This window comes from Streptomyces sp. YKOK-I1 (assembly GCF_054660435.1).
In genome coordinates, this window is the sequence record NZ_BAAGDR010000001.1 from 6,934,079 (window position 1) to 6,952,260 (window position 18,182).

The following is an 18,182-nucleotide window of genomic DNA, read 5'->3' on the forward strand; positions in this document are numbered from 1 at the left end:
CATTTCGCCGGTCCACGGCCGTGCCCCCGCCCGGGGTGCGCCGGGACCGGCGTTTTTGGTCGTTCGCCTTCATCCACGCCACAGCACTTCAGGAGCCCATCATGTTCGAGGCAGTCGAGGAGCTGGTCGGTGAGCACGCCGACCTGGAGAAGAAGCTCGCCGACCCGTCGGTCTTCGCCGACCAGGCCAACGCGCGCAAGCTGAACAAGCGCTACGCCGAGCTCACGCCGATCGTCGCCACGTACCGCTCCTGGAAGCAGACCGGCGACGACATGGAGACCGCGCGCGAGTTCGCGGCCGCCGACCCGGACTTCGCCGCCGAGGTCAAGGAACTCGACAAGCAGCGCGAGGAACTCACCGAGAAGCTCCGGCTGTTGCTCGTGCCCCGGGACCCGTCCGACGACAAGGACGTCATCCTGGAGATCAAGGCCGGGGCGGGGGGTGACGAGTCGGCGCTGTTCGCGGGCGACCTGCTGCGCATGTATCTGCGCTACGCCGAGCGCGTCGGCTGGAAGACCGAGATCATCGACGCCACCGAGTCCGAGCTGGGCGGCTACAAGGACGTCCAAGTCGCCGTGAAGACCAAGGGCGGCCAGGGGGCGACGGAGCCCGGGCAGGGCGTCTGGGCGCGGCTGAAGTACGAAGGCGGCGTGCACCGGGTGCAGCGCGTGCCGGCGACCGAGTCGCAGGGCCGGATCCACACCTCCGCGGCCGGTGTCCTCGTGACCCCCGAGGCCGAGGAGGTCGACGTCGAGATCAACCCGAACGACCTCCGCATCGACGTCTACCGCTCCTCCGGACCGGGCGGGCAGTCCGTCAACACCACCGACTCCGCGGTGCGCATCACGCACATTCCCACCGGAGTCGTCGCCTCCTGCCAGAACGAGAAGAGCCAGTTGCAGAACAAGGAGCAGGCGATGCGTATCCTGCGCTCCAGGCTCCTCGCCGCGGCGCAGGAGGAGGCGGAGCGGGAGGCCGCCGACGCCCGCCGCAGCCAGGTCCGCACCGTCGACCGCTCCGAGAAGATCCGCACGTACAACTTCCCGGAGAACCGCATCTCGGACCACCGCGTCGGCTTCAAGTCGTACAACCTGGACCAGGTCCTGGACGGCGACCTCGACGCGGTGATCCAGGCCTGCGTCGACGCGGACTCGGCCGCCAAGCTCGCCGCCGCGTAACAACGGCACGTACGAGTACCACCACGGAGGACTTGCGTGAACCTGCTGCTCTCGGAGGTGGCCCAGGCCACCCAGCGGCTGGCCGACGCCGGCGTGCCCTCGCCGCGCAACGACGCGGAGGAGCTCGCCGCGTTCGTGCACGGTGTGAAGCGCGGCGGACTGCACTCCGTGAAGGACTCCGACTTCGACGCCCGCTACTGGGAGGTCATCGCCCGGCGCGAGCAGCGCGAGCCGCTCCAGCACATCACCGGGCGGGCCTACTTCCGCTATCTGGAGCTCCAGGTCGGCCCCGGTGTCTTCGTGCCGCGTCCCGAGACCGAGTCGGTCGTCGGGTGGGCCATAGACGCCGTACGGGCCATGGACGTCGTGGAGCCGTGCATCGTCGACCTGTGCACCGGCTCCGGCGCCATCGCCCTCGCCCTCGCCCAGGAGGTGCCGCGCTCCAGCGTGTACGCCGTGGAGCTGTCCGAGGACGCCCTGGTGTGGACCCGCAAGAACATGGAGGGGTCCCGCGTCGACCTGCGCCAGGGCAACGCCCTGGACGCCTTCCGCGACCTCGACGGGCAGGTCGACCTGGTCGTCTCCAACCCGCCGTACATCCCGCTGACCGAATGGGAGTACGTCGCTCCGGAGGCCCGGGACTACGACCCGGACATGGCGCTGTTCTCCGGCGAGGACGGCCTCGATCTCATCCGCGGTCTGGAACGGACCGCGCACCGGCTCCTGCGCCCGGGCGGTGTCGTCGTCATCGAGCACGCCGACACCCAGGGCGGCCAGGTGCCGTGGATCTTCACCGAGGAGCTGGGCTGGGCCGACGCGGCCGACCACCCGGACCTCAACAACCGCCCCCGCTTCGCGACCGCCCGCCGGGCGATGCCGTGAACACCGCCCACGTGAACACCCACCTGACTTCTGTCCAGCAGTACGTGCACGAGGAGGCCCGCTAGACATGGCTCGGCGATACGACACCAACGACGCGACCGACCGTGTGACCGGTCTGCGCGAGGCCGCGTCCGCCGTCCGCCGGGGCGAGCTCGTGGTCCTTCCGACCGACACGGTGTACGGCATCGGCGCCGACGCGTTCTCCAAGGAGGCCGTGGGCGATCTGCTCGAGGCCAAGGGGCGGGGCCGCAACATGCCCACCCCCGTCCTCATCGGCTCCCCGAACACCCTGCACGGCCTGGTCACGGACTTCTCCGAGCTGGCCTGGGAGCTGGTCGACGCGTTCTGGCCGGGCGCGCTGACGCTCGTCGCCAAGCACCAGCCGTCCCTGCAGTGGGACCTGGGCGACACCCGGGGCACGGTCGCCGTGCGCATGCCGCTGCACCCGGTCGCCATCGAGCTGCTGACCGAGGTCGGCCCCATGGCGGTCTCCTCCGCCAACCTCACCGGCCACCCGGCGCCGGAGAACTGCGACTACGCCCAGGAGATGCTCGGCGACTCCGTCTCCGTCTACCTCGACGGCGGCCCGACCCCCGGGAACGTCCCGTCCTCGATCGTCGACGTCAGCCGCGAGATCCCGCTGCTGCTGCGCGAGGGGGCGATCACGGCCGACGAGCTGAGGAAGGTCGTACCCGACCTCGAGGTGGCGAATTGACAGCCCCTGACGCGGGGCGTGGCATAGGCAACGGGGAACGCGCCGCGGAGATCACGACGACCTTCGTCGGACTTCCGCGCGACACCTTCCGCATCCTCCACGTCAGCACCGGCAATGTCTGCCGCTCGCCCATCACCGAGCGGCTGACCCGGCATTTCCTGTCGCAGCGGCTCGGGGTGCTGGGCGGCGGGATGATCGTGGAGAGCGCGGGCACCTGGGGCCACGAGGGCGCGCCGATGGAGGCCAACGCGGAGACCGTGCTGGCCGACTTCGGCGCGGACCCCTCCGGCTTCACCGGCCGGGAGCTGCTCGACGAGCACGTCATCATGGCCGACCTCGTCCTGACCGCGACCCGGGACCACCGCGCCCAGGTCATCTCCATGGGGCATTCCGCGGGCCTGCGCACCTTCACCCTGAAGGAGTTCACCCGCCTCGTGAACGCGATCGACCCGGCCACCCTCCCCCCGCTGGAGGAGGGCGTGGTCCGCCGGGCCCGCGCCCTGGTCCGCGCCGCCGCCGCCCTGCGCGGCTGGCTGCTGGCCCCCACCCTGGAGGCGGACGAGGTCTACGACCCCTACGGCGCGCCGCTGCCGTTCTTCCGCTCGATCGGCGACGAGATACACCAGGCCCTGGACCCGGTGGTGACGGCGCTGACGGGCGTCCCGGCGCGAACCTGAGACGGCTCCACGGCGTCCCGGCGTCCGCGACAGCGCCCCGTTGCCCGGGAGGCCGGTCAGGGCCGGGCGGTGCGAGGGGCACGTCCGGAGTCCGTGGCAGCGCCCCGTTGCCCGGGCGGGCCGCCGGGGCGGGGTGGTGCGGCGGTGGTGACGGTGTTGAGGGGTGTGCGGGGTGCGGGTCTGCGGCGGGTCGGTGGTCGGAGTCCGTGTCCGGGGAGGCGCCCGGGGCTGACGGGTGTGGCGGCGGGCGGGGTGTGGGGGGTGGGCCTACATTGGTCGTACGGCAGCGTCGACGTCCCGGAGTCCGTCATGTCGGTCACCCCTGTATCTGTTGCGGCCGCCGATGCCGATGTGCTGCGGCGGCAGGATCCCGAGATGGCCGAGGTCCTGCTCGGCGAGGCGACGCGGCAGGCGTCGACGCTCCAGCTGATCGCCGCCGAGAACTTCTGCTCCCCGGCCGTGCTGGCCGCGCTGGGCTCGCCGCTCGCCAACAAGTACGCCGAGGGGTATCCGGGCGCCCGGCACCACGGGGGCTGCGAGATCGTCGACGTCGCGGAGCGGCTCGCGGTGGAGCGGGCGAAGCGGCTGTTCGGGGCCGAACACGCCAATGTGCAGCCCCATTCCGGATCGTCCGCCGTGCTGGCCGCCTACGCGGCCCTGCTGAGACCCGGTGACACCGTTCTCGCCCTGGGGCTGACCCACGGCGGTCATCTCACCCATGGCTCGCCCGCGAACTTCTCCGGCCGCTGGTTCGACTTCGTGCCGTACGGGGTGGACGCGGAGACCGGGCTGATCGACCACGAGCAGGTGCGGACGCTGGCCCGCAGCCATCGGCCCAAGGCGATCGTGTGCGGGTCGATCTCCTACCCGCGCCATGTCGACCACGCCTTCTTCCGGGCCGTGGCCGACGAGGTCGGCGCCTATCTCATCGCCGACGCCGCGCACCCCATCGGGCTGGTCGCCGGGGGAGCGGCGCCCTCTCCGGTGCCGTACGCCGACATCGTCTGCGCCACCACCCACAAGGTGCTGCGGGGCCCGCGCGGCGGGATGCTGCTGTGCGGCAGCGAGCTGGCGGAGCGGGTCGACCGGGCCGTGTTCCCGTTCACCCAGGCCGGCGCGCAGATGCACACGATCGCCGCGAAGGCGGTCGCGTTCGGCGAGGCGTCGACCGAGGCGTTCGCGGTGTACGCCCATCAGGTGGTCGCCAACGCGAGGGTCCTCGCGGCGCAGCTGGCGCAGGAGGGGCTGGCCGTGACGTCCGGCGGCACCGACACCCACCTCATCACCGCCGACCCGGCGCCCCTGGGCGTCGACGGGCGCTCCGCGCGCGGGCTGCTCGCGGCCGCCGGGATCGTCCTGGACTGCTGTGCGCTGCCCCACGCCGATGGGCGCGGGCTCCGGCTCGGCACGGCCGCGGTGACCACGCAGGGCATGCGGGAGGAGGAGATGGCGGGTGTCGGGGCGCTGATCGGAGGCGTGCTGCGCGGCCGGGTCGAGGCCAAGCGGGCCCGCGAGGAGGTCCGGGAACTGGCCACGGCCTTCCCGCCGTACCCCGGCTGAGGGAGGCGGAACCGGCCGACTTCGCGCGTACGGGCGCCGAAACCGGGTACGCGCGCTGTCACAAAACGCCCCCGTGCACCCATGCACACAGCCACACGTGCAACCATCGTCGCTACCCGGAAGTCCCCACACATATGCGCCGTGTGTGAGTCGATCGCTAGGGTGTGGGGCTGAGATGGCCAGCGAGACCTGTGGGGAAGCCTGTGCGTGAATACCTGCTGACGCTCTGCATCACGGCCGCGGTGACGTATCTGCTGACCGGGCCGGTACGGAAGTTCGCGATCGTGGCAGGCGCGATGCCGGAGATCAGGGCCCGTGACGTGCACCGGGAACCGACTCCGCGGCTCGGCGGGATCGCCATGTTCTTCGGGCTGTGCGCGGGGCTGCTGGTCGCGGACCACCTCACCAACCTCAACGAGGTCTTCGAGAAGTCGAACGAGCCGCGCGCCCTGCTCTCGGGGGCCGCGCTGATCTGGCTGATCGGCGTGCTGGACGACAAGTTCGAGATCGACGCGCTGCTGAAGCTGGGCGGCCAGATGATCGCCGCGGGCGTGATGGTCATGCAGGGCCTGACGATCCTGTGGCTGCCGATCCCGACGGTCGGCACGGTCGCGCTGACCCAGTGGCAGGGCACCCTGCTGACGGTGGCGCTGGTGGTGATCACCATCAACGCGGTCAACTTCGTGGACGGCCTCGACGGTCTCGCGGCCGGCATGGTGTGCATCGCCGCCGCCGCGTTCTTCATGTACACGTACCGCATCTGGTACTCGTACGGCATCGAGGCCGCCGCTCCCGCGACCCTGTTCGCGGCCATCCTGATGGGCATGTGCCTGGGCTTCCTGCCGCACAACATGCACCCCGCGCGGATCTTCATGGGGGACTCGGGCTCGATGCTGATTGGCCTGGTGCTGGCGGCGGGTGCGATCTCCGTCACGGGCAACGTCGACCCGGACAACCTGTTCGGCGGCTCCGAGCGCTCCACCGTGCACCAGATGGTGCCGGTCTACATCCCGCTGCTGATGCCGCTGACGATCATCGCGATCCCGGCCGCCGACCTGATCCTGGCGATCGTGCGCCGCACCTGGCGCGGTCAGTCGCCGTTCGCGGCGGACCGCGGGCATCTGCACCACCGGCTGCTGGAGATCGGCCACTCGCACAGCCGGTCGGTGCTGATCATGTACTTCTGGTCGGGGCTGATCGCGTTCGGCGCGCTCGCCTACTCCGTCAACGCGGCGTCCATGTGGATCGTCCTCGGTGTGGTGTTCCTCAGCGCGCTCGGTCTGGTGCTGCTCCTGCTGCCGCGTTTCACCCCGCGTGCGCCGCGCTGGGCGGAGGCCTTCGTGCCGCCGCGCTACCGCCGCCGACGGTCCGCCGAACTGGCCGCGGAGGCCGCGCTGGCCGCCGCCGAGGGGGCCGAGCCGCAGCCGCGTACGCCCGTGGCGGTGGGGGTCTCCGGGGTCAACGGTGCGACCGCCGTGGGTTCTCGTTCGCGGTCGGCAAGGTAAGAATCTGACTAGAGCATTGCCAAGTCGTGGGGGAAGCGGGCGCGGGCAAAGGCGCCCAATACCAGACAACTCGGCGCCGTTCCCGCACAGACGCGCACCGTCACTCTCATGTGTGACAGCGGGCACACCATCCAGGTAAAGACCTCATCAAATAGTTTGTGATACGGTTCACGAGAACCCCGGACGCAGCCGAAGGACCGTAGTGCGACGGCCCCTTGGCGCGAGGTAGGCGTGAGGTCTTTCGCCCCTCGAACCGGGACTACGCTCGTCCATGACGACACCCTGCCCCCATTGAAAGCGGAGTTGCCGCCATGCCGTCCAACGACGTCCGGATCCTGGCTCAGGCCGCCGTGCCCACAGCTGCCGCCGGCGCGATCGCAGCCGTCGTCAGCGGTGTGGTCGCGGGCGGCAAGGGGGCCATCGGCGCCGTCGTCGGCACGGTCATCGTGATCGCGTTCATGGGAATCGGCCTCTACGTCCTGCAGCGCACCGCCAAATCGCTTCCGCAGCTGTTCCAGATGATGGGCCTCATGCTCTACGCGGCGCAGATCCTGCTGCTGTTCATCTTCATGGCTGCGTTCAAGAACACGACGCTGTTCAATCCCCGCGCCTTCGCCATCACGCTCGTCGTCGCCACGATCGCCTGGATCGCCGCGCAGACCCGTGCGCACATGAAGGCCAAGATCCTTTACGTCGAACCCGATTCGGGCGCGAAGCCCGAAAAATCGGGGCACTCGTCGTGAGGGGTAGGGCCGGGATAAAGACGTCTGAGATCTCCTGCTATCGTCCGGTGCCAACTGCGGCATCGCGGGCGCGGGCATCCCAGCTGACGCCTGCTCAAGCGCGAGGCGAGATGCCCCACAGCCGCCCCCACATCCGAAACACCAGTCCCGTGCCGAAACGCGGCCGTACGCCGCGCCGACACAACGAGGTTGCCGTACCTATGCGCCACGACGAAGGAGCCCGCGGTGAGTGCTGACCCGACGCAGGTGCTCGCTTTCGAGACCGACTGCCACCTGTTCGACGGTTGTGGCTTCCCGGCTCCGGGCCTGCACTCGTTCCTGTTCGAGCCGCTCTTCGGCGACGCGGACGGCAACTCGTACTTCAACAAGACGATGCTGCTGGCGCTGCTCGGCTCGATCATCATCGTCGGCTTCTTCTGGGCCGCCTTCGCCCGCCCGAAGGTCGTCCCCGGCAAGCTCCAGATGGTCGCCGAGGCCGGCTACGACTTCGTCCGCCGCGGCGTCGTCTACGAGACGATCGGCAAGAAGGAGGGCGAGAAGTACGTACCGCTGGTCGTCTCGCTGTTCTTCTTCGTCTGGATGATGAACCTCTGGTCGATCATCCCGATCGCCCAGTTCCCGGTCACCGCGATCATCTCGTACCCCGCGGTCCTCGCCGGCATCGTCTACATCCTGTGGGTCTCGCTGACCTTCAAGCGCCAGGGCTTCGTCGGCGCCTGGAAGAACTTCACCGGCTACGACAAGTCCCTCGGCGCGGTCCTCCCGCTGTCGATGACGATCGAGCTGTTCTCGAACCTCCTCGTGCGGCCTTTCACCCACGCCGTCCGGCTCTTCGCGAACATGTTCGCCGGTCACACCCTCCTGCTGCTCTTCACGATCGCCACCTGGTACATGCTGAACGGCATCGGCATCGCCTACTCCGCCGTCTCGTTCGTGATGGTCCTCGTGATGACGGCCTTCGAGCTCTTCATCCAGGCGGTGCAGGCGTATGTCTTCGTCCTGCTGACCTGCAGCTTCATCCAGGGCGCGCTCGCCGAGCACCACTGAGCACTCCCGACCCCATCCAGACATCCGGTGGCCAACCCCCACCGGTCATTGAAAGAGAAGGAATAACCGGCATGTCCGCTCTCTCGCAGGCCACCCTCGCCGCCGTCGAAATCAAGGGCAACCTCGGCTCGATCGGTTACGGCCTCGCCGCGATCGGCCCGGGCGTCGGCGTCGGCATCATCTTCGGTAACGGCACCCAGGCGCTCGCCCGTCAGCCCGAGGCTGCCGGTCTCATCCGCGCCAACCAGATCCTCGGCTTCGCCTTCTGTGAGGCGCTCGCCCTCATCGGTCTGGTCATGCCGTTCGTCTACCCGACCTCCTGATCCGTCGGACCGCCCCTTTCGACGAAAGGCACTGATATGAGCCCCCTGGTTCAGCTGGCGGCTGAGGAAGCGGAAAACCCGCTCATCCCGCCGATTCCGGAGCTCGTGATCGGCCTGATCGCCTTCGTCATCGTCTTCGGCTTCCTCGCCAAGAAGCTCCTCCCGAACATCAACAAGGTTCTGGAAGAGCGTCGCGAGCAGATCGAGGGCGGTATCGAGAAGGCGGAGGCCGCTCAGACCGAGGCCCAGAGCGTGCTCGAGCAGTACAAGGCTCAGCTCGCCGAGGCCCGCCACGAGGCCGCGCGCCTGCGCCAGGAGGCTCAGGAGCAGGGCGCCACGCTCATCGCGGAGATGCGCGCGGAAGGCCAGCGGCAGCGCGAGGAGATCGTCGCCGCCGGTCACGCCCAGATCGAGGCCGACCGCAAGGCCGCCGCGTCCGCGCTGCGTCAGGACGTCGGCAAGCTCGCCACGGAACTGGCCGGCAAGCTCGTCGGCGAGTCCCTCGAGGACCACGCCCGCCAGAGCCGCGTCATCGACCGCTTCCTCGACGAGCTTGAGGAGAAGGCCGAGGCGTCGCGATGAACGGAGCGAGCCGCGAGGCCCTGGCAGCCGCACGTGAGCGTCTCGACGCGCTGACGGACTCCACGTCCGTGGACGCGGCGCGGCTCGCCGACGAGCTGGCGGCCGTCACCGCGCTGCTCGACCGCGAGGTGTCGCTGCGTCGGGTCCTCACCGACCCGGCGCAGGCCGCAGAGGCCAAGGCCGAGCTGGCCCAGCGCCTGCTCGGCTCCCAGGTCAGCGGCAGCACCGCCGACCTGGTGGCCGGCCTGGTGCGGTCCCGCTGGTCGCAGTCGCGCGACCTGGTGGACGCCCTGGAGGAGCTGGCGGACATCGCCGACCTCACCGCCGCGCAGAAGACCGGCGCGCTCGACGACGTCGAGGACGAGCTGTTCCGCTTCGGGCGGATCGTCTCCTCCAGCACCGAGCTGCGCGCCGCGCTGACCGACCGGAAGGCCACCGCCTCGGCCAAGGGCGAGCTGCTGCGCAGCCTGCTCGGCAGCCGTGCCGACGCGGCCACCGTTCGACTGGTGACGCGCCTTGTGACCGCTCCTCGGGGACGTAGCCTGGAATCGGGACTCGAGTCCCTGTCCAAGCTCGCCGCCGAGCGCCGCGATCGCGTCGTGGCCGTCGTCACGTCGGCCGTTCCGCTGAGCGACCCGCAGAAGCGACGCCTCGGCGCCGCCCTCGCGAAGCTCTACGGGCGCCAGATGCACCTCAACCTCGACGTGGACCCCGACGTCGTCGGCGGGATCCGGGTGCAGGTCGGCGACGAGGTGATCAACGGCTCCCTCGCGGACCGCATCGAGGACGCCGCCCGCCGCATGGCGAGCTAGCAGCACCGCAACAACGCAGCAGTACGTACGCAAGCGGCCCTGGTTGGGCCGTGCAGAGGATTCACCTCTTTCAGGGGGGAGTCCGGGAGTTTAGGCATCCCCCCAAAGTGAAACTTCGGGCCCAACAAGGAGAGCAGGGAACCCAGATGGCGGAGCTCACGATCCGGCCGGAGGAGATCCGGGACGCGCTGGAGAACTTCGTCCAGTCGTACAAGCCGGACGCGGCCTCGCGCGAGGAGGTCGGTACGGTCACCCTTGCCGGCGACGGCATCGCGAAGGTCGAGGGTCTCCCCTCGGCCATGGCCAACGAACTGCTGAAGTTCGAGGACGGCACCCTCGGCCTCGCGCTCAACCTCGAAGAGCGTGAGATCGGTGCCGTCGTCCTCGGTGAGTTCAGCGGCATCGAGGAGGGGCAGCCGGTCACCCGTACCGGTGAGGTCCTCTCCGTCGCGGTGGGCGAGGGCTACCTCGGCCGCGTCGTCGACCCGCTCGGCAACCCGATCGACGGCCTCGGCGAGATCGAGACGTCCGGCCGCCGTGCCCTGGAGCTCCAGGCTCCCGGCGTCATGGCCCGTAAGTCGGTGCACGAGCCGATGGAGACCGGCTACAAGGCCGTCGACGCGATGACCCCGATCGGCCGTGGCCAGCGTCAGCTGATCATCGGTGACCGCCAGACCGGCAAGACCGCCCTGGCCGTCGACACGATCATCAACCAGCGCGACAACTGGCGCTCCGGTGACGTGAACAAGCAGGTCCGCTGCGTCTACGTCGCCATCGGCCAGAAGGGCTCGACCATCGCCTCCGTGCGTGGCGCCCTCCAGGAGGCCGGCGCGCTGGAGTACACGACCATCGTCGCCGCCCCGGCGTCCGACCCGGCCGGCTTCAAGTACCTGGCGCCGTACACCGGCTCGGCCATCGGCCAGCAGTGGATGTACGAGGGCAAGCACGTCCTGATCATCTTCGACGACCTGTCGAAGCAGGCCGACGCCTACCGCGCCGTGTCGCTGCTGCTGCGCCGCCCGCCGGGCCGCGAGGCCTACCCGGGCGACGTCTTCTACCTGCACTCCCGCCTGCTGGAGCGCTGCGCGAAGCTCTCCGACGAGCTGGGCAAGGGCTCGATGACCGGTCTGCCGATCGTCGAGACCAAGGCCAACGACGTCTCGGCGTTCATCCCGACCAACGTCATCTCCATCACCGACGGCCAGTGCTTCCTGGAGTCGGACCTGTTCAACGCCGGTCAGCGCCCCGCGCTGAACGTCGGTATCTCCGTCTCCCGGGTCGGTGGTTCCGCGCAGCACAAGGCGATGAAGCAGGTCTCCGGCCGTCTCCGCCTCGACCTCGCCCAGTACCGTGAGCTGGAGGCGTTCGCCGCCTTCGGTTCCGACCTGGACGCCGCGTCGAAGGCGCAGCTGGAGCGCGGTCAGCGCCTGGTCGAGCTGCTCAAGCAGGCTCAGTACCAGCCGATGCCGACCGAGGACCAGGTCGTCTCCGTGTGGGCCGGTACCACCGGCAAGATGGACGACGTCCCGGTCGCCGACGTCCGCCGCTTCGAGAAGGAGCTCCTGGAGTACCTGCACCGCTCGGAGCAGGGCCTCATGACCTCCATCAAGGAGGGCGGCAAGATGTCGGACGACACCCTCACCGCTGTTGCCGACGCCATCGCCGACTTCAAGAAGCAGTTCGAGACCTCGGACGGCAAGCTTCTCGGCGAGGACGCCCCGGCCGCGGCCAAGTGACGTAAGGAAGGGACCTGACTCATGGGAGCTCAGCTCCGGGTCTACAAGCGTCGCATCCGATCCGTCACCGCGACCAAGAAGATCACCAAGGCGATGGAGATGATCGCCGCCTCGCGCGTCGTCAAGGCGCAGCGCAAGGTGGCGGCCTCCACGCCGTACGCGACCGAGCTCACCCGCGCGGTCACGGCGGTGGGCACCGGCTCGAACACGAAGCACCCGCTCACCACGCAGGCCGAGACGGTCGTGCGGTCCGCGGTGCTGCTCCTGACGAGCGACCGTGGTCTTGCCGGCGCCTTCAACTCCAACGCCATCAAGGCCGCGGAGCAGCTGACGGCGCGCCTCGAGGCCGAGGGCAAGCAGGTCGACACGTACATCGTCGGCCGGCGTGGTCTCGCGCACTACAACTTCCGTGAGCGCAAGGTCGCGGAGTCGTGGTCGGGCTTCACGGACGAGCCGACGTACGCGGACGCCAAGACGGTCGCGGCCCCCCTGATCGAGGCCATCGAGAAGGACACGGCGGACGGCGGCGTGGACGAGATCCACATCGTCTTCACCGAGTTCGTCTCGATGATGACGCAGACGGCGCTGGACGACCGTCTGCTGCCGCTCAGCCTCGACGAGGTTGCCAAGGAGGCGAAGCCGGCGGGCGAGATCCTTCCGCTCTACGACTTCGAGCCCTCGGCGGAGGACGTCCTCGACGCCCTTCTGCCGCGCTACGTGGAGAGCCGCGTCTACAACGCTCTCCTCCAGTCGGCAGCCTCGAAGCACGCCGCCACGCGGCGCGCGATGAAGTCGGCGACCGACAACGCAGGAGAGCTCATCGAGACGCTCTCCCGCCTTGCCAACGCGGCCCGCCAGGCCGAAATCACCCAGGAAATCAGCGAGATCGTCGGTGGCTCCGCAGCCCTGGCCGACGCGACCGCGGGGAGTGACAGGTAATGACGACGACAGTTGAGACGGCCGTTGCCACGGGCCGCGTCGCCCGGGTCATCGGCCCGGTCGTCGACGTGGAATTCCCCGTCGACGCCATGCCGGAGATCTACAACGCCCTTCACGTCGAGGTCGCCGACCCGGCGAACGAGGGCGAGAAGAAGACGCTGACCCTCGAGGTCGCCCAGCACCTGGGTGACGGCCTGGTCCGCACGATCTCGATGCAGCCCACCGACGGTCTGGTCCGCCAGGCCCCGGTCACCGACACCGGCACGGGCATCACCGTCCCGGTCGGCGACTTCACCAAGGGCAAGGTGTTCAACACCCTCGGTGAGGTGCTGAACGTCGACGAGAAGTACGAGGGCGAGCGCTGGTCCATCCACCGCAAGGCCCCGAACTTCGACGAGCTCGAGTCGAAGACCGAGATGTTCGAGACCGGCGTCAAGGTCATCGACCTTCTCACCCCGTACGTCAAGGGTGGAAAGATCGGTCTGTTCGGTGGTGCCGGCGTCGGCAAGACGGTGCTCATCCAGGAGATGATCTACCGCGTCGCCAACAACCACGACGGTGTCTCCGTGTTCGCCGGTGTCGGTGAGCGCACCCGTGAGGGCAACGACCTCATCGAGGAGATGGCCGACTCGGGCGTCATCGACAAGACCGCGCTGGTCTTCGGCCAGATGGACGAGCCCCCGGGCACCCGTCTGCGCGTGGCCCTCGCGGGTCTGACCATGGCGGAGTACTTCCGCGATGTGCAGAAGCAGGACGTGCTGTTCTTCATCGACAACATCTTCCGCTTCACGCAGGCCGGTTCCGAGGTGTCGACCCTGCTCGGCCGTATGCCCTCCGCGGTGGGCTACCAGCCGAACCTGGCCGACGAGATGGGTCTCCTCCAGGAGCGCATCACCTCGACCCGTGGTCACTCGATCACCTCGATGCAGGCGATCTACGTCCCCGCGGACGACCTGACCGACCCGGCCCCGGCCACCACCTTCGCCCACCTCGACGCGACGACGGTGCTCTCCCGTCCGATCTCCGAGAAGGGCATCTACCCGGCCGTGGACCCGCTGGACTCCACGTCCCGGATCCTGGACCCCCGCTACATCGCGGCGGACCACTACAACACCGCGATGCGCGTCAAGACGGTCCTGCAGAAGTACAAGGACCTCCAGGACATCATCGCGATCCTCGGTATCGACGAGCTCGGCGAGGAGGACAAGCTCACCGTCCACCGTGCCCGTCGTGTGGAGCGCTTCCTGTCCCAGAACACCCACGTCGCCAAGCAGTTCACCGGCGTCGACGGGTCGGACGTGCCGCTGGACGAGTCGATCACCGCGTTCAACGCGATCATCGACGGCGAGTACGACCACTTCCCGGAGCAGGCGTTCTTCCTCTGCGGTGGCATCGAGGACCTCAAGGCCAACGCCAAGGAGCTGGGCGTCTCCTGAGCCTCGCGCTCATGAAGAGGGGCGGGCGCGTCCCGCCCCTCTTCGTACGCCCACTAGACTTGTAACCCACACCCGGCAGAACCGCCGGGTGGTGACCCGAGGAGCCACCTTGGCTGCTGAGCTGCACGTCGCGCTGGTCGCGGCCGACCGAGAGGTCTGGTCCGGCGAGGCCACCCTGGTCGTCGCGCGCACCACGTCCGGCGACATCGGCGTCATGCCCGGTCACCAGCCGCTGCTCGGTGTGCTGGAGTCGGGCCCGGTGACCATCCGTACGAGTGAGGGCGGGACGGTCGTCGCCGCGGTGCACGGCGGTTTCATCTCGTTCGCGGACAACAAGCTGTCGCTGCTGGCCGAGACCGCCGAGCTGTCGGACGAGATCGACGTCCAGCGCGAGGAGCGCGAGCTCGAGCGCGCGAAGGCGGAGGGCGACGCCATCGCCGAACGCCGTGCGGACGTACGACTGCGTGCGGCGGCCTCGCGCTGACAACCCGGCGCGGAGCTGTATGACGTCACTCAGCCGCGGTCGGCACCGGAGCAATCCGGAGCCGACCGCGGCTGAGGCAGATATGGATGTTTTTTCCGTTCCGTTACCTATTTTCGGTACCTAGGAGACGAGGAGGTCGGTGTCGATGGTCCTCGCTCTGACTGTGTGCGGAATCGTCGTGGCCCTGGTGGTGCTGGGGCTGTTCGTCTTCGGTCTGCGCCGCAGACTCATCCAGCGCTCCGGCGGCACCTTCGACTGTTCCCTGCGCTGGGACATCCCCGAGAAACCGGACACCAGCGGCAAGGGCTGGAGCTACGGCGTCGCCCGCTACAACGGCGACCGCATCGAGTGGTACCGCGTCTTCTCGTACGCCTATCGCCCCCGCCGGGTCCTGGAGCGCGCCTCGATCGAGGTGGCCGGCCGTCGGCTCCCCGAGGGCGAGGAGGAGCTGGCGCTGCTGTCCGACGCGGTGATCCTCGCCTGCTCCCACCAGGGTGTCCGCCTGGAACTGGCGATGAGCGAGGACGCGCTGACCGGTTTCCTCGCGTGGCTGGAGGCAGCCCCGCCCGGTCAGCGCGTCAACGTCGCCTAGTCGCTGCTCTACAGGTTGTTGCTGATGGCGCTCACCAGCTCCCCGTTGCTGGTGTCGCCGCTGAACTCCCAGAAGAACGCGCCGCCGAGGCCCTGGTTCTTGGCCCAGGTCATCTTCCCGGCGATGGTGGCCGGGGTGTCGTAGGACCACCAGTTGCTGCCGCAGTGCGCGTAGGCCGTGCCGGCGATGGTGCCGGTGGCCGGACAGGACGTCTTGAGGACCTTGTAGTCCTCGATGCCCTGCTCGTAGGTGCCCGCCGCGGCGCCCGTGGCGGTGCCGCCCGGGGCGTCCTGGGTGACCCCGGTCCAGCCGCGGCCGTAGAAGCCGATGCCGATGAGCAGCTTGCTCGCGGGGACGCCCTTCGCCTTGAACTTGGCCATCGCGTCGGCGGTGGTGAACCCGGCCGTCGGGATGCCGCTGTACGAGGTGAGCGGGGAGTGCGGGGCGGTCGGGCCCTGGGCGGCCCAGGCGCCGAAGAAGTCGTACGTCATCACGTTGTACCAGTCGACGTACTGGGCCGCGCCCGCGTAGTCGGCGGCGTCGATCTTGCCGCCGGAGGAGCCGTCGGCCGTGGTGGCCGCGGTGACCAGGTTGCCCGTGCCGAACTTGGCGCGCAGGGCCTGCATCAGGTTCTTGTAGGCCGCCGCGCCGCTGGTGTCGCAGGACAGACCGCAGGCGTTCGGGTACTCCCAGTCGATGTCGATGCCGTCGAAGACGTCGGCCCAGCGCGGGTCCTCGACCAGGTTGTAGCAGGACTGGGCGAAGGCCGTGGGGTTGGCCGCCGCCTGGGCGAAGCCGCCCGACCAGGTCCAGCCGCCGAAGGACCACAGCACCTTGATGTTGGGGTACTTCGCCTTGAGCTGCCGCAGCTGGTTGAAGTTGCCGCGCAGCGGCTGGTCCCAGGTGTCGGCGACGCCGCTGACGGACTGGTCGGCGGTGAAGGCCTTGTCGTAGTCGGCGTAGGAGTCACCGATCGCGCACTGTCCGTTGGTGACGTTGCCGAAGGCGTAGTTGATGTGGGTGATCTTCGCGGCCGAGCCGGACGTCACCAGGTTCTTGACGTTGTAGTTGCGGCCGTAGATGCCCCACTCGGTGAAGTAGCCGAGCTTGACCTTGGAGCCGGTGGTCGGGGGAGGGGTGGTGCCGCCCGTGGTGTGCACGGCGACCGCGCCGCTGACCGGGCCGGTCTGGTCGGCGGTGTCGCGGGCCTGGACGGTGTAGGAGTAGTCGGTGCCGGCGGTGAGGCCCGTGTCGGTGTACGACGTGGTCGTCACCGTGGCGACCTTGGTGCCGTCGCGCAGGACGTCGTAGTTCTTGACGCCCTTGTCGTCGGTGGCGGCGGACCAGGCCAGGGTGGCCGAGGTGTTCGTGATCCCGGAGGCGGTGGGGGTGCCGGGCGCCGAGGGGGCCGCGTCGCCGGGGACCGTCGTTCCGTCACAACTGTCGTTGTTCAGCTTGCAGTTGGACGGGGAACCGGAGCCCGCGCCGTTGAAGCCGAAGGAGACCGAGGTGCCGGGGGCGAGGGAGCCGTTGTAGGACTTGTTCTTGGCGGTCCAGTGGGTGCCGGAGGAGGTGACGTCGGCGTCCCAGGCGGAGGTGACGGACGTGCCGGAGGGGAAGTCCCACTCCACGGTCCAGGAGCTGAGGGCGGTGGTGCCGGTGTTCTTCACCGTCCACTTGCCCTCGAAGCCGGTGCCCCAGTCCTGGGTCTTGGCGTAGGTGGCGGTGGCCGTCGTGGCGGCCTGGGCGGGACTCGCGAGACCCACCAGCCCGGCCAGGGGGAGCAACAGGGTCGCGAACCCTGCCGCGGCTCTGTGTCTGAAGCGCATGCTGCGCCTCCTATGGGGAGTTGGGGGGCGCGACTGAGCCTTCACGCCCACAGTGCCGCGAGAATAGAAAGGTCTGGACCACGGGTCAATAGGTCTGGACCACTCTCGTATACGGCTGCTTGATCCCCAACTCCCGTGCTACGGCGCCTGCTTGGACCCGGCTGCGCAGACTCGTCGAGCTCGAGGCCGTCGCCACCAGTACGTCCGCCGGCCCCTCCCCGACGACCTGACGGGTCGCCGCCACCCCGTCCAGACACGGCATCTGCACATCCATCAGCACCACATCGGGCCGCAGCTCCCGGGCCGACGCCACCGCCCGCTCCCGCATCTGCTCCGGAGCCGGTGGCCGCGGACCGCCGTCCGGCAGCCGAGGGACACGGTCACCGGCCCGGGCAGGCGTGCTTGAGGGCATTGGCCGACGACTCCAGAACGATCCGGTGGGCGGCGAGCTCCACGGGTGCCGGGATCCGGCCGGGATCGGCGTCCAGGGTGACGTCGAGGGTCGGCGTCACGGAGGGCTCCGGCGATCCGGTGGGCGGCGAGTTCCACGGGTGCCGGGATCCGGCGGGGATCGGCGTCCAGGGTGACGTCGAGGGTCGGCGTCACGGAGGGCTCCGGCGATCCGGTGGGTGGCGAGTTCCATGGGTGCCGGGATCCGGCGGGGATCGGCGTCCAGGGTGACGTCGAGGGGCGGTGACGCGGGAGGGCTCCGGCCCGCCGCCCTCGTCGCGCAGGATGCCGATCAGTCGTCGCATCTCCGTGAGCCCGTCGGCGCCGTTCTCCCGGATGACGGCCGGCGCCTGCCGGGAGGTCTCCGGGGGCGTCGATGGACGGCGCGGCCGTGGAGTGGATGGCGATCGCCGACAGATGGTCGGCGACCAGGTCGTGCACCTCCCGCACGCTCCAGTCGGTGGCGGCGTACGCCAGGTCGGTGAACATCGGGATCGCCGTCGAGGAGCGCGTTCGGCTCGGTGGCCGGCCGGGTGCTCGGGCCAAAGGGCATCAGCGGCAGCCCGCCGAGCAGCTGCTCGACCGGGCGGAGGAAGGTGAGCGGACCGTCATCACCCGGGGCGGTGCTCCGGTGGCGGCCGCGGACCCTCCGGGAGGGGAGCGGGGCGTCGCGGGCCACGCCGGCGGACGTG

General features: G+C 69.4%; 17 protein-coding genes and 2 pseudogenes. 16 read left to right on the forward strand and 3 right to left on the reverse strand.

Annotated features, from left to right (window positions below):
* The first annotated feature begins 101 nt into the window (after positions 1–101).
* The 16 genes from prfA to ACYQ8Q_RS31120 all read left to right on the forward strand — a co-directional run bounded on the left by prfA (position 102) and on the right by ACYQ8Q_RS31120 (position 15,211).
* Positions 102–1,178 (forward strand): peptide chain release factor 1, encoded by a 1,077-nt coding sequence (gene prfA / locus ACYQ8Q_RS31045; RefSeq protein ID WP_460069539.1) that lies wholly within the window; start codon positions 102–104, stop codon positions 1,176–1,178.
* A gap of 36 nt (positions 1,179–1,214) precedes the next feature.
* Positions 1,215–2,060, forward strand: coding sequence for a peptide chain release factor N(5)-glutamine methyltransferase (gene prmC, locus ACYQ8Q_RS31050; RefSeq protein WP_460069541.1), 846 nt, complete (start codon positions 1,215–1,217; stop codon positions 2,058–2,060).
* Between the two features lie 67 nt (positions 2,061–2,127).
* A complete protein-coding gene (locus ACYQ8Q_RS31055; RefSeq protein ID WP_055632548.1) occupies positions 2,128–2,775 on the forward strand; it encodes an L-threonylcarbamoyladenylate synthase in 648 nt (215 codons plus the stop codon).
* The gene (locus ACYQ8Q_RS31060) at positions 2,772–3,452 is read left to right on the forward strand and encodes an arsenate reductase/protein-tyrosine-phosphatase family protein (RefSeq protein WP_460069543.1); all 681 of its coding nucleotides are present in this window, start codon (positions 2,772–2,774) and stop codon (positions 3,450–3,452) included. Before ACYQ8Q_RS31055 ends, ACYQ8Q_RS31060 begins: the two co-directional genes overlap by 4 nt.
* Positions 3,453–3,761: 309 nt before the next feature.
* Positions 3,762–5,012 (forward strand): serine hydroxymethyltransferase, encoded by a 1,251-nt coding sequence (locus tag ACYQ8Q_RS31065; protein WP_460073565.1) that lies wholly within the window; start codon positions 3,762–3,764, stop codon positions 5,010–5,012.
* A 203-nt stretch (positions 5,013–5,215) separates the two neighbouring features.
* Positions 5,216–6,517, forward strand: a complete 1,302-nt coding sequence (locus ACYQ8Q_RS31070; RefSeq protein WP_460069545.1) for an MraY family glycosyltransferase — start codon at positions 5,216–5,218, stop codon at positions 6,515–6,517.
* A gap of 311 nt (positions 6,518–6,828) precedes the next feature.
* Positions 6,829–7,260: a hypothetical protein gene (locus ACYQ8Q_RS31075; protein WP_358999300.1), complete on the forward strand. Its 432-nt coding sequence runs from the start codon at positions 6,829–6,831 to the stop codon at positions 7,258–7,260.
* A 225-nt stretch (positions 7,261–7,485) separates the two neighbouring features.
* Entirely contained in the window at positions 7,486–8,307 is an 822-nt protein-coding gene (gene atpB / locus ACYQ8Q_RS31080; RefSeq protein WP_460069547.1) for a F0F1 ATP synthase subunit A, read from the forward strand.
* A gap of 71 nt (positions 8,308–8,378) precedes the next feature.
* Positions 8,379–8,630, forward strand: a complete 252-nt coding sequence (locus tag ACYQ8Q_RS31085; protein WP_055635049.1) for an ATP synthase subunit c family protein — start codon at positions 8,379–8,381, stop codon at positions 8,628–8,630.
* A 36-nt stretch (positions 8,631–8,666) separates the two neighbouring features.
* Positions 8,667–9,212, forward strand: a complete 546-nt coding sequence (locus ACYQ8Q_RS31090; protein ID WP_055635048.1) for a F0F1 ATP synthase subunit B — start codon at positions 8,667–8,669, stop codon at positions 9,210–9,212.
* On the forward strand, positions 9,209–10,024 hold the full coding sequence (locus ACYQ8Q_RS31095) for a F0F1 ATP synthase subunit delta (protein ID WP_460069550.1): 816 nt from the start codon (positions 9,209–9,211) through the stop codon (positions 10,022–10,024). Before ACYQ8Q_RS31090 ends, ACYQ8Q_RS31095 begins: the two co-directional genes overlap by 4 nt.
* 146 nt (positions 10,025–10,170) lie before the next feature.
* Entirely contained in the window at positions 10,171–11,760 is a 1,590-nt protein-coding gene (atpA, locus tag ACYQ8Q_RS31100) for a F0F1 ATP synthase subunit alpha (RefSeq protein ID WP_340376163.1), read from the forward strand.
* 21 nt (positions 11,761–11,781) lie between these two features.
* Complete coding sequence (locus ACYQ8Q_RS31105; RefSeq protein WP_055635045.1) at positions 11,782–12,699, forward strand: F0F1 ATP synthase subunit gamma; 918 nt, start codon at positions 11,782–11,784, stop codon at positions 12,697–12,699.
* Positions 12,699–14,135 carry a F0F1 ATP synthase subunit beta gene (gene atpD / locus ACYQ8Q_RS31110; protein ID WP_359272425.1) on the forward strand — a complete coding sequence of 479 codons (1,437 nt, stop codon included), beginning with the start codon at positions 12,699–12,701 and terminating at the stop codon, positions 14,133–14,135. Before ACYQ8Q_RS31105 ends, atpD begins: the two co-directional genes overlap by 1 nt.
* A 109-nt stretch (positions 14,136–14,244) precedes the next feature.
* Complete coding sequence (locus ACYQ8Q_RS31115) at positions 14,245–14,619, forward strand: F0F1 ATP synthase subunit epsilon (RefSeq protein WP_067259266.1); 375 nt, start codon at positions 14,245–14,247, stop codon at positions 14,617–14,619.
* Positions 14,620–14,764: 145 nt separating this feature from the next.
* Positions 14,765–15,211, forward strand: coding sequence for a DUF2550 domain-containing protein (locus ACYQ8Q_RS31120; RefSeq protein WP_460069554.1), 447 nt, complete (start codon positions 14,765–14,767; stop codon positions 15,209–15,211).
* 8 nt (positions 15,212–15,219) lie between these two features.
* On the opposite strand, the gene ACYQ8Q_RS31125 is transcribed toward ACYQ8Q_RS31120, so the two are convergent.
* The 3 genes and pseudogenes from ACYQ8Q_RS31125 to ACYQ8Q_RS31135 form a co-directional block, all read right to left on the reverse strand.
* A complete protein-coding gene (locus ACYQ8Q_RS31125; RefSeq protein ID WP_460069556.1) occupies positions 15,220–17,040 on the reverse strand; it encodes a glycosyl hydrolase family 18 protein in 1,821 nt (606 codons plus the stop codon).
* Between the two features lie 187 nt (positions 17,041–17,227).
* Positions 17,228–17,362 (reverse strand): annotated as a pseudogene (locus ACYQ8Q_RS31130) (response regulator); the annotation flags it as partial.
* A gap of 61 nt (positions 17,363–17,423) precedes the next feature.
* Positions 17,424–17,937 (reverse strand): annotated as a pseudogene (locus tag ACYQ8Q_RS31135) (histidine kinase); the annotation flags it as partial.
* Positions 17,938–18,182: the final 245 nt, after the last annotated feature.

Bases quoted from the DNA above. Each gene is read 5' to 3' on its own strand.
- prfA (WP_460069539.1), top strand. From the start codon at position 102: ATGTTCGAGGCAGTCGAGGAGCTGGTCGGTGAGCACGCCGACCTGGAG.
- ACYQ8Q_RS31055 (WP_055632548.1), top strand. From the start codon at position 2,128: ATGGCTCGGCGATACGACACCAACGACGCGACCGACCGTGTGACCGGT.
- ACYQ8Q_RS31065 (WP_460073565.1), top strand. From the start codon at position 3,762: ATGTCGGTCACCCCTGTATCTGTTGCGGCCGCCGATGCCGATGTGCTG.
- ACYQ8Q_RS31075 (WP_358999300.1), top strand. From the start codon at position 6,829: ATGCCGTCCAACGACGTCCGGATCCTGGCTCAGGCCGCCGTGCCCACA.
- ACYQ8Q_RS31085 (WP_055635049.1), top strand. From the start codon at position 8,379: ATGTCCGCTCTCTCGCAGGCCACCCTCGCCGCCGTCGAAATCAAGGGC.
- ACYQ8Q_RS31090 (WP_055635048.1), top strand. From the start codon at position 8,667: ATGAGCCCCCTGGTTCAGCTGGCGGCTGAGGAAGCGGAAAACCCGCTC.
- ACYQ8Q_RS31095 (WP_460069550.1), top strand. From the start codon at position 9,209: ATGAACGGAGCGAGCCGCGAGGCCCTGGCAGCCGCACGTGAGCGTCTC.
- atpA (WP_340376163.1), top strand. From the start codon at position 10,171: ATGGCGGAGCTCACGATCCGGCCGGAGGAGATCCGGGACGCGCTGGAG.
- ACYQ8Q_RS31105 (WP_055635045.1), top strand. From the start codon at position 11,782: ATGGGAGCTCAGCTCCGGGTCTACAAGCGTCGCATCCGATCCGTCACC.
- atpD (WP_359272425.1), top strand. From the start codon at position 12,699: ATGACGACGACAGTTGAGACGGCCGTTGCCACGGGCCGCGTCGCCCGG.
- ACYQ8Q_RS31120 (WP_460069554.1), top strand. From the start codon at position 14,765: ATGGTCCTCGCTCTGACTGTGTGCGGAATCGTCGTGGCCCTGGTGGTG.
- ACYQ8Q_RS31125 (WP_460069556.1), bottom strand. From the start codon at position 17,040: ATGCGCTTCAGACACAGAGCCGCGGCAGGGTTCGCGACCCTGTTGCTC.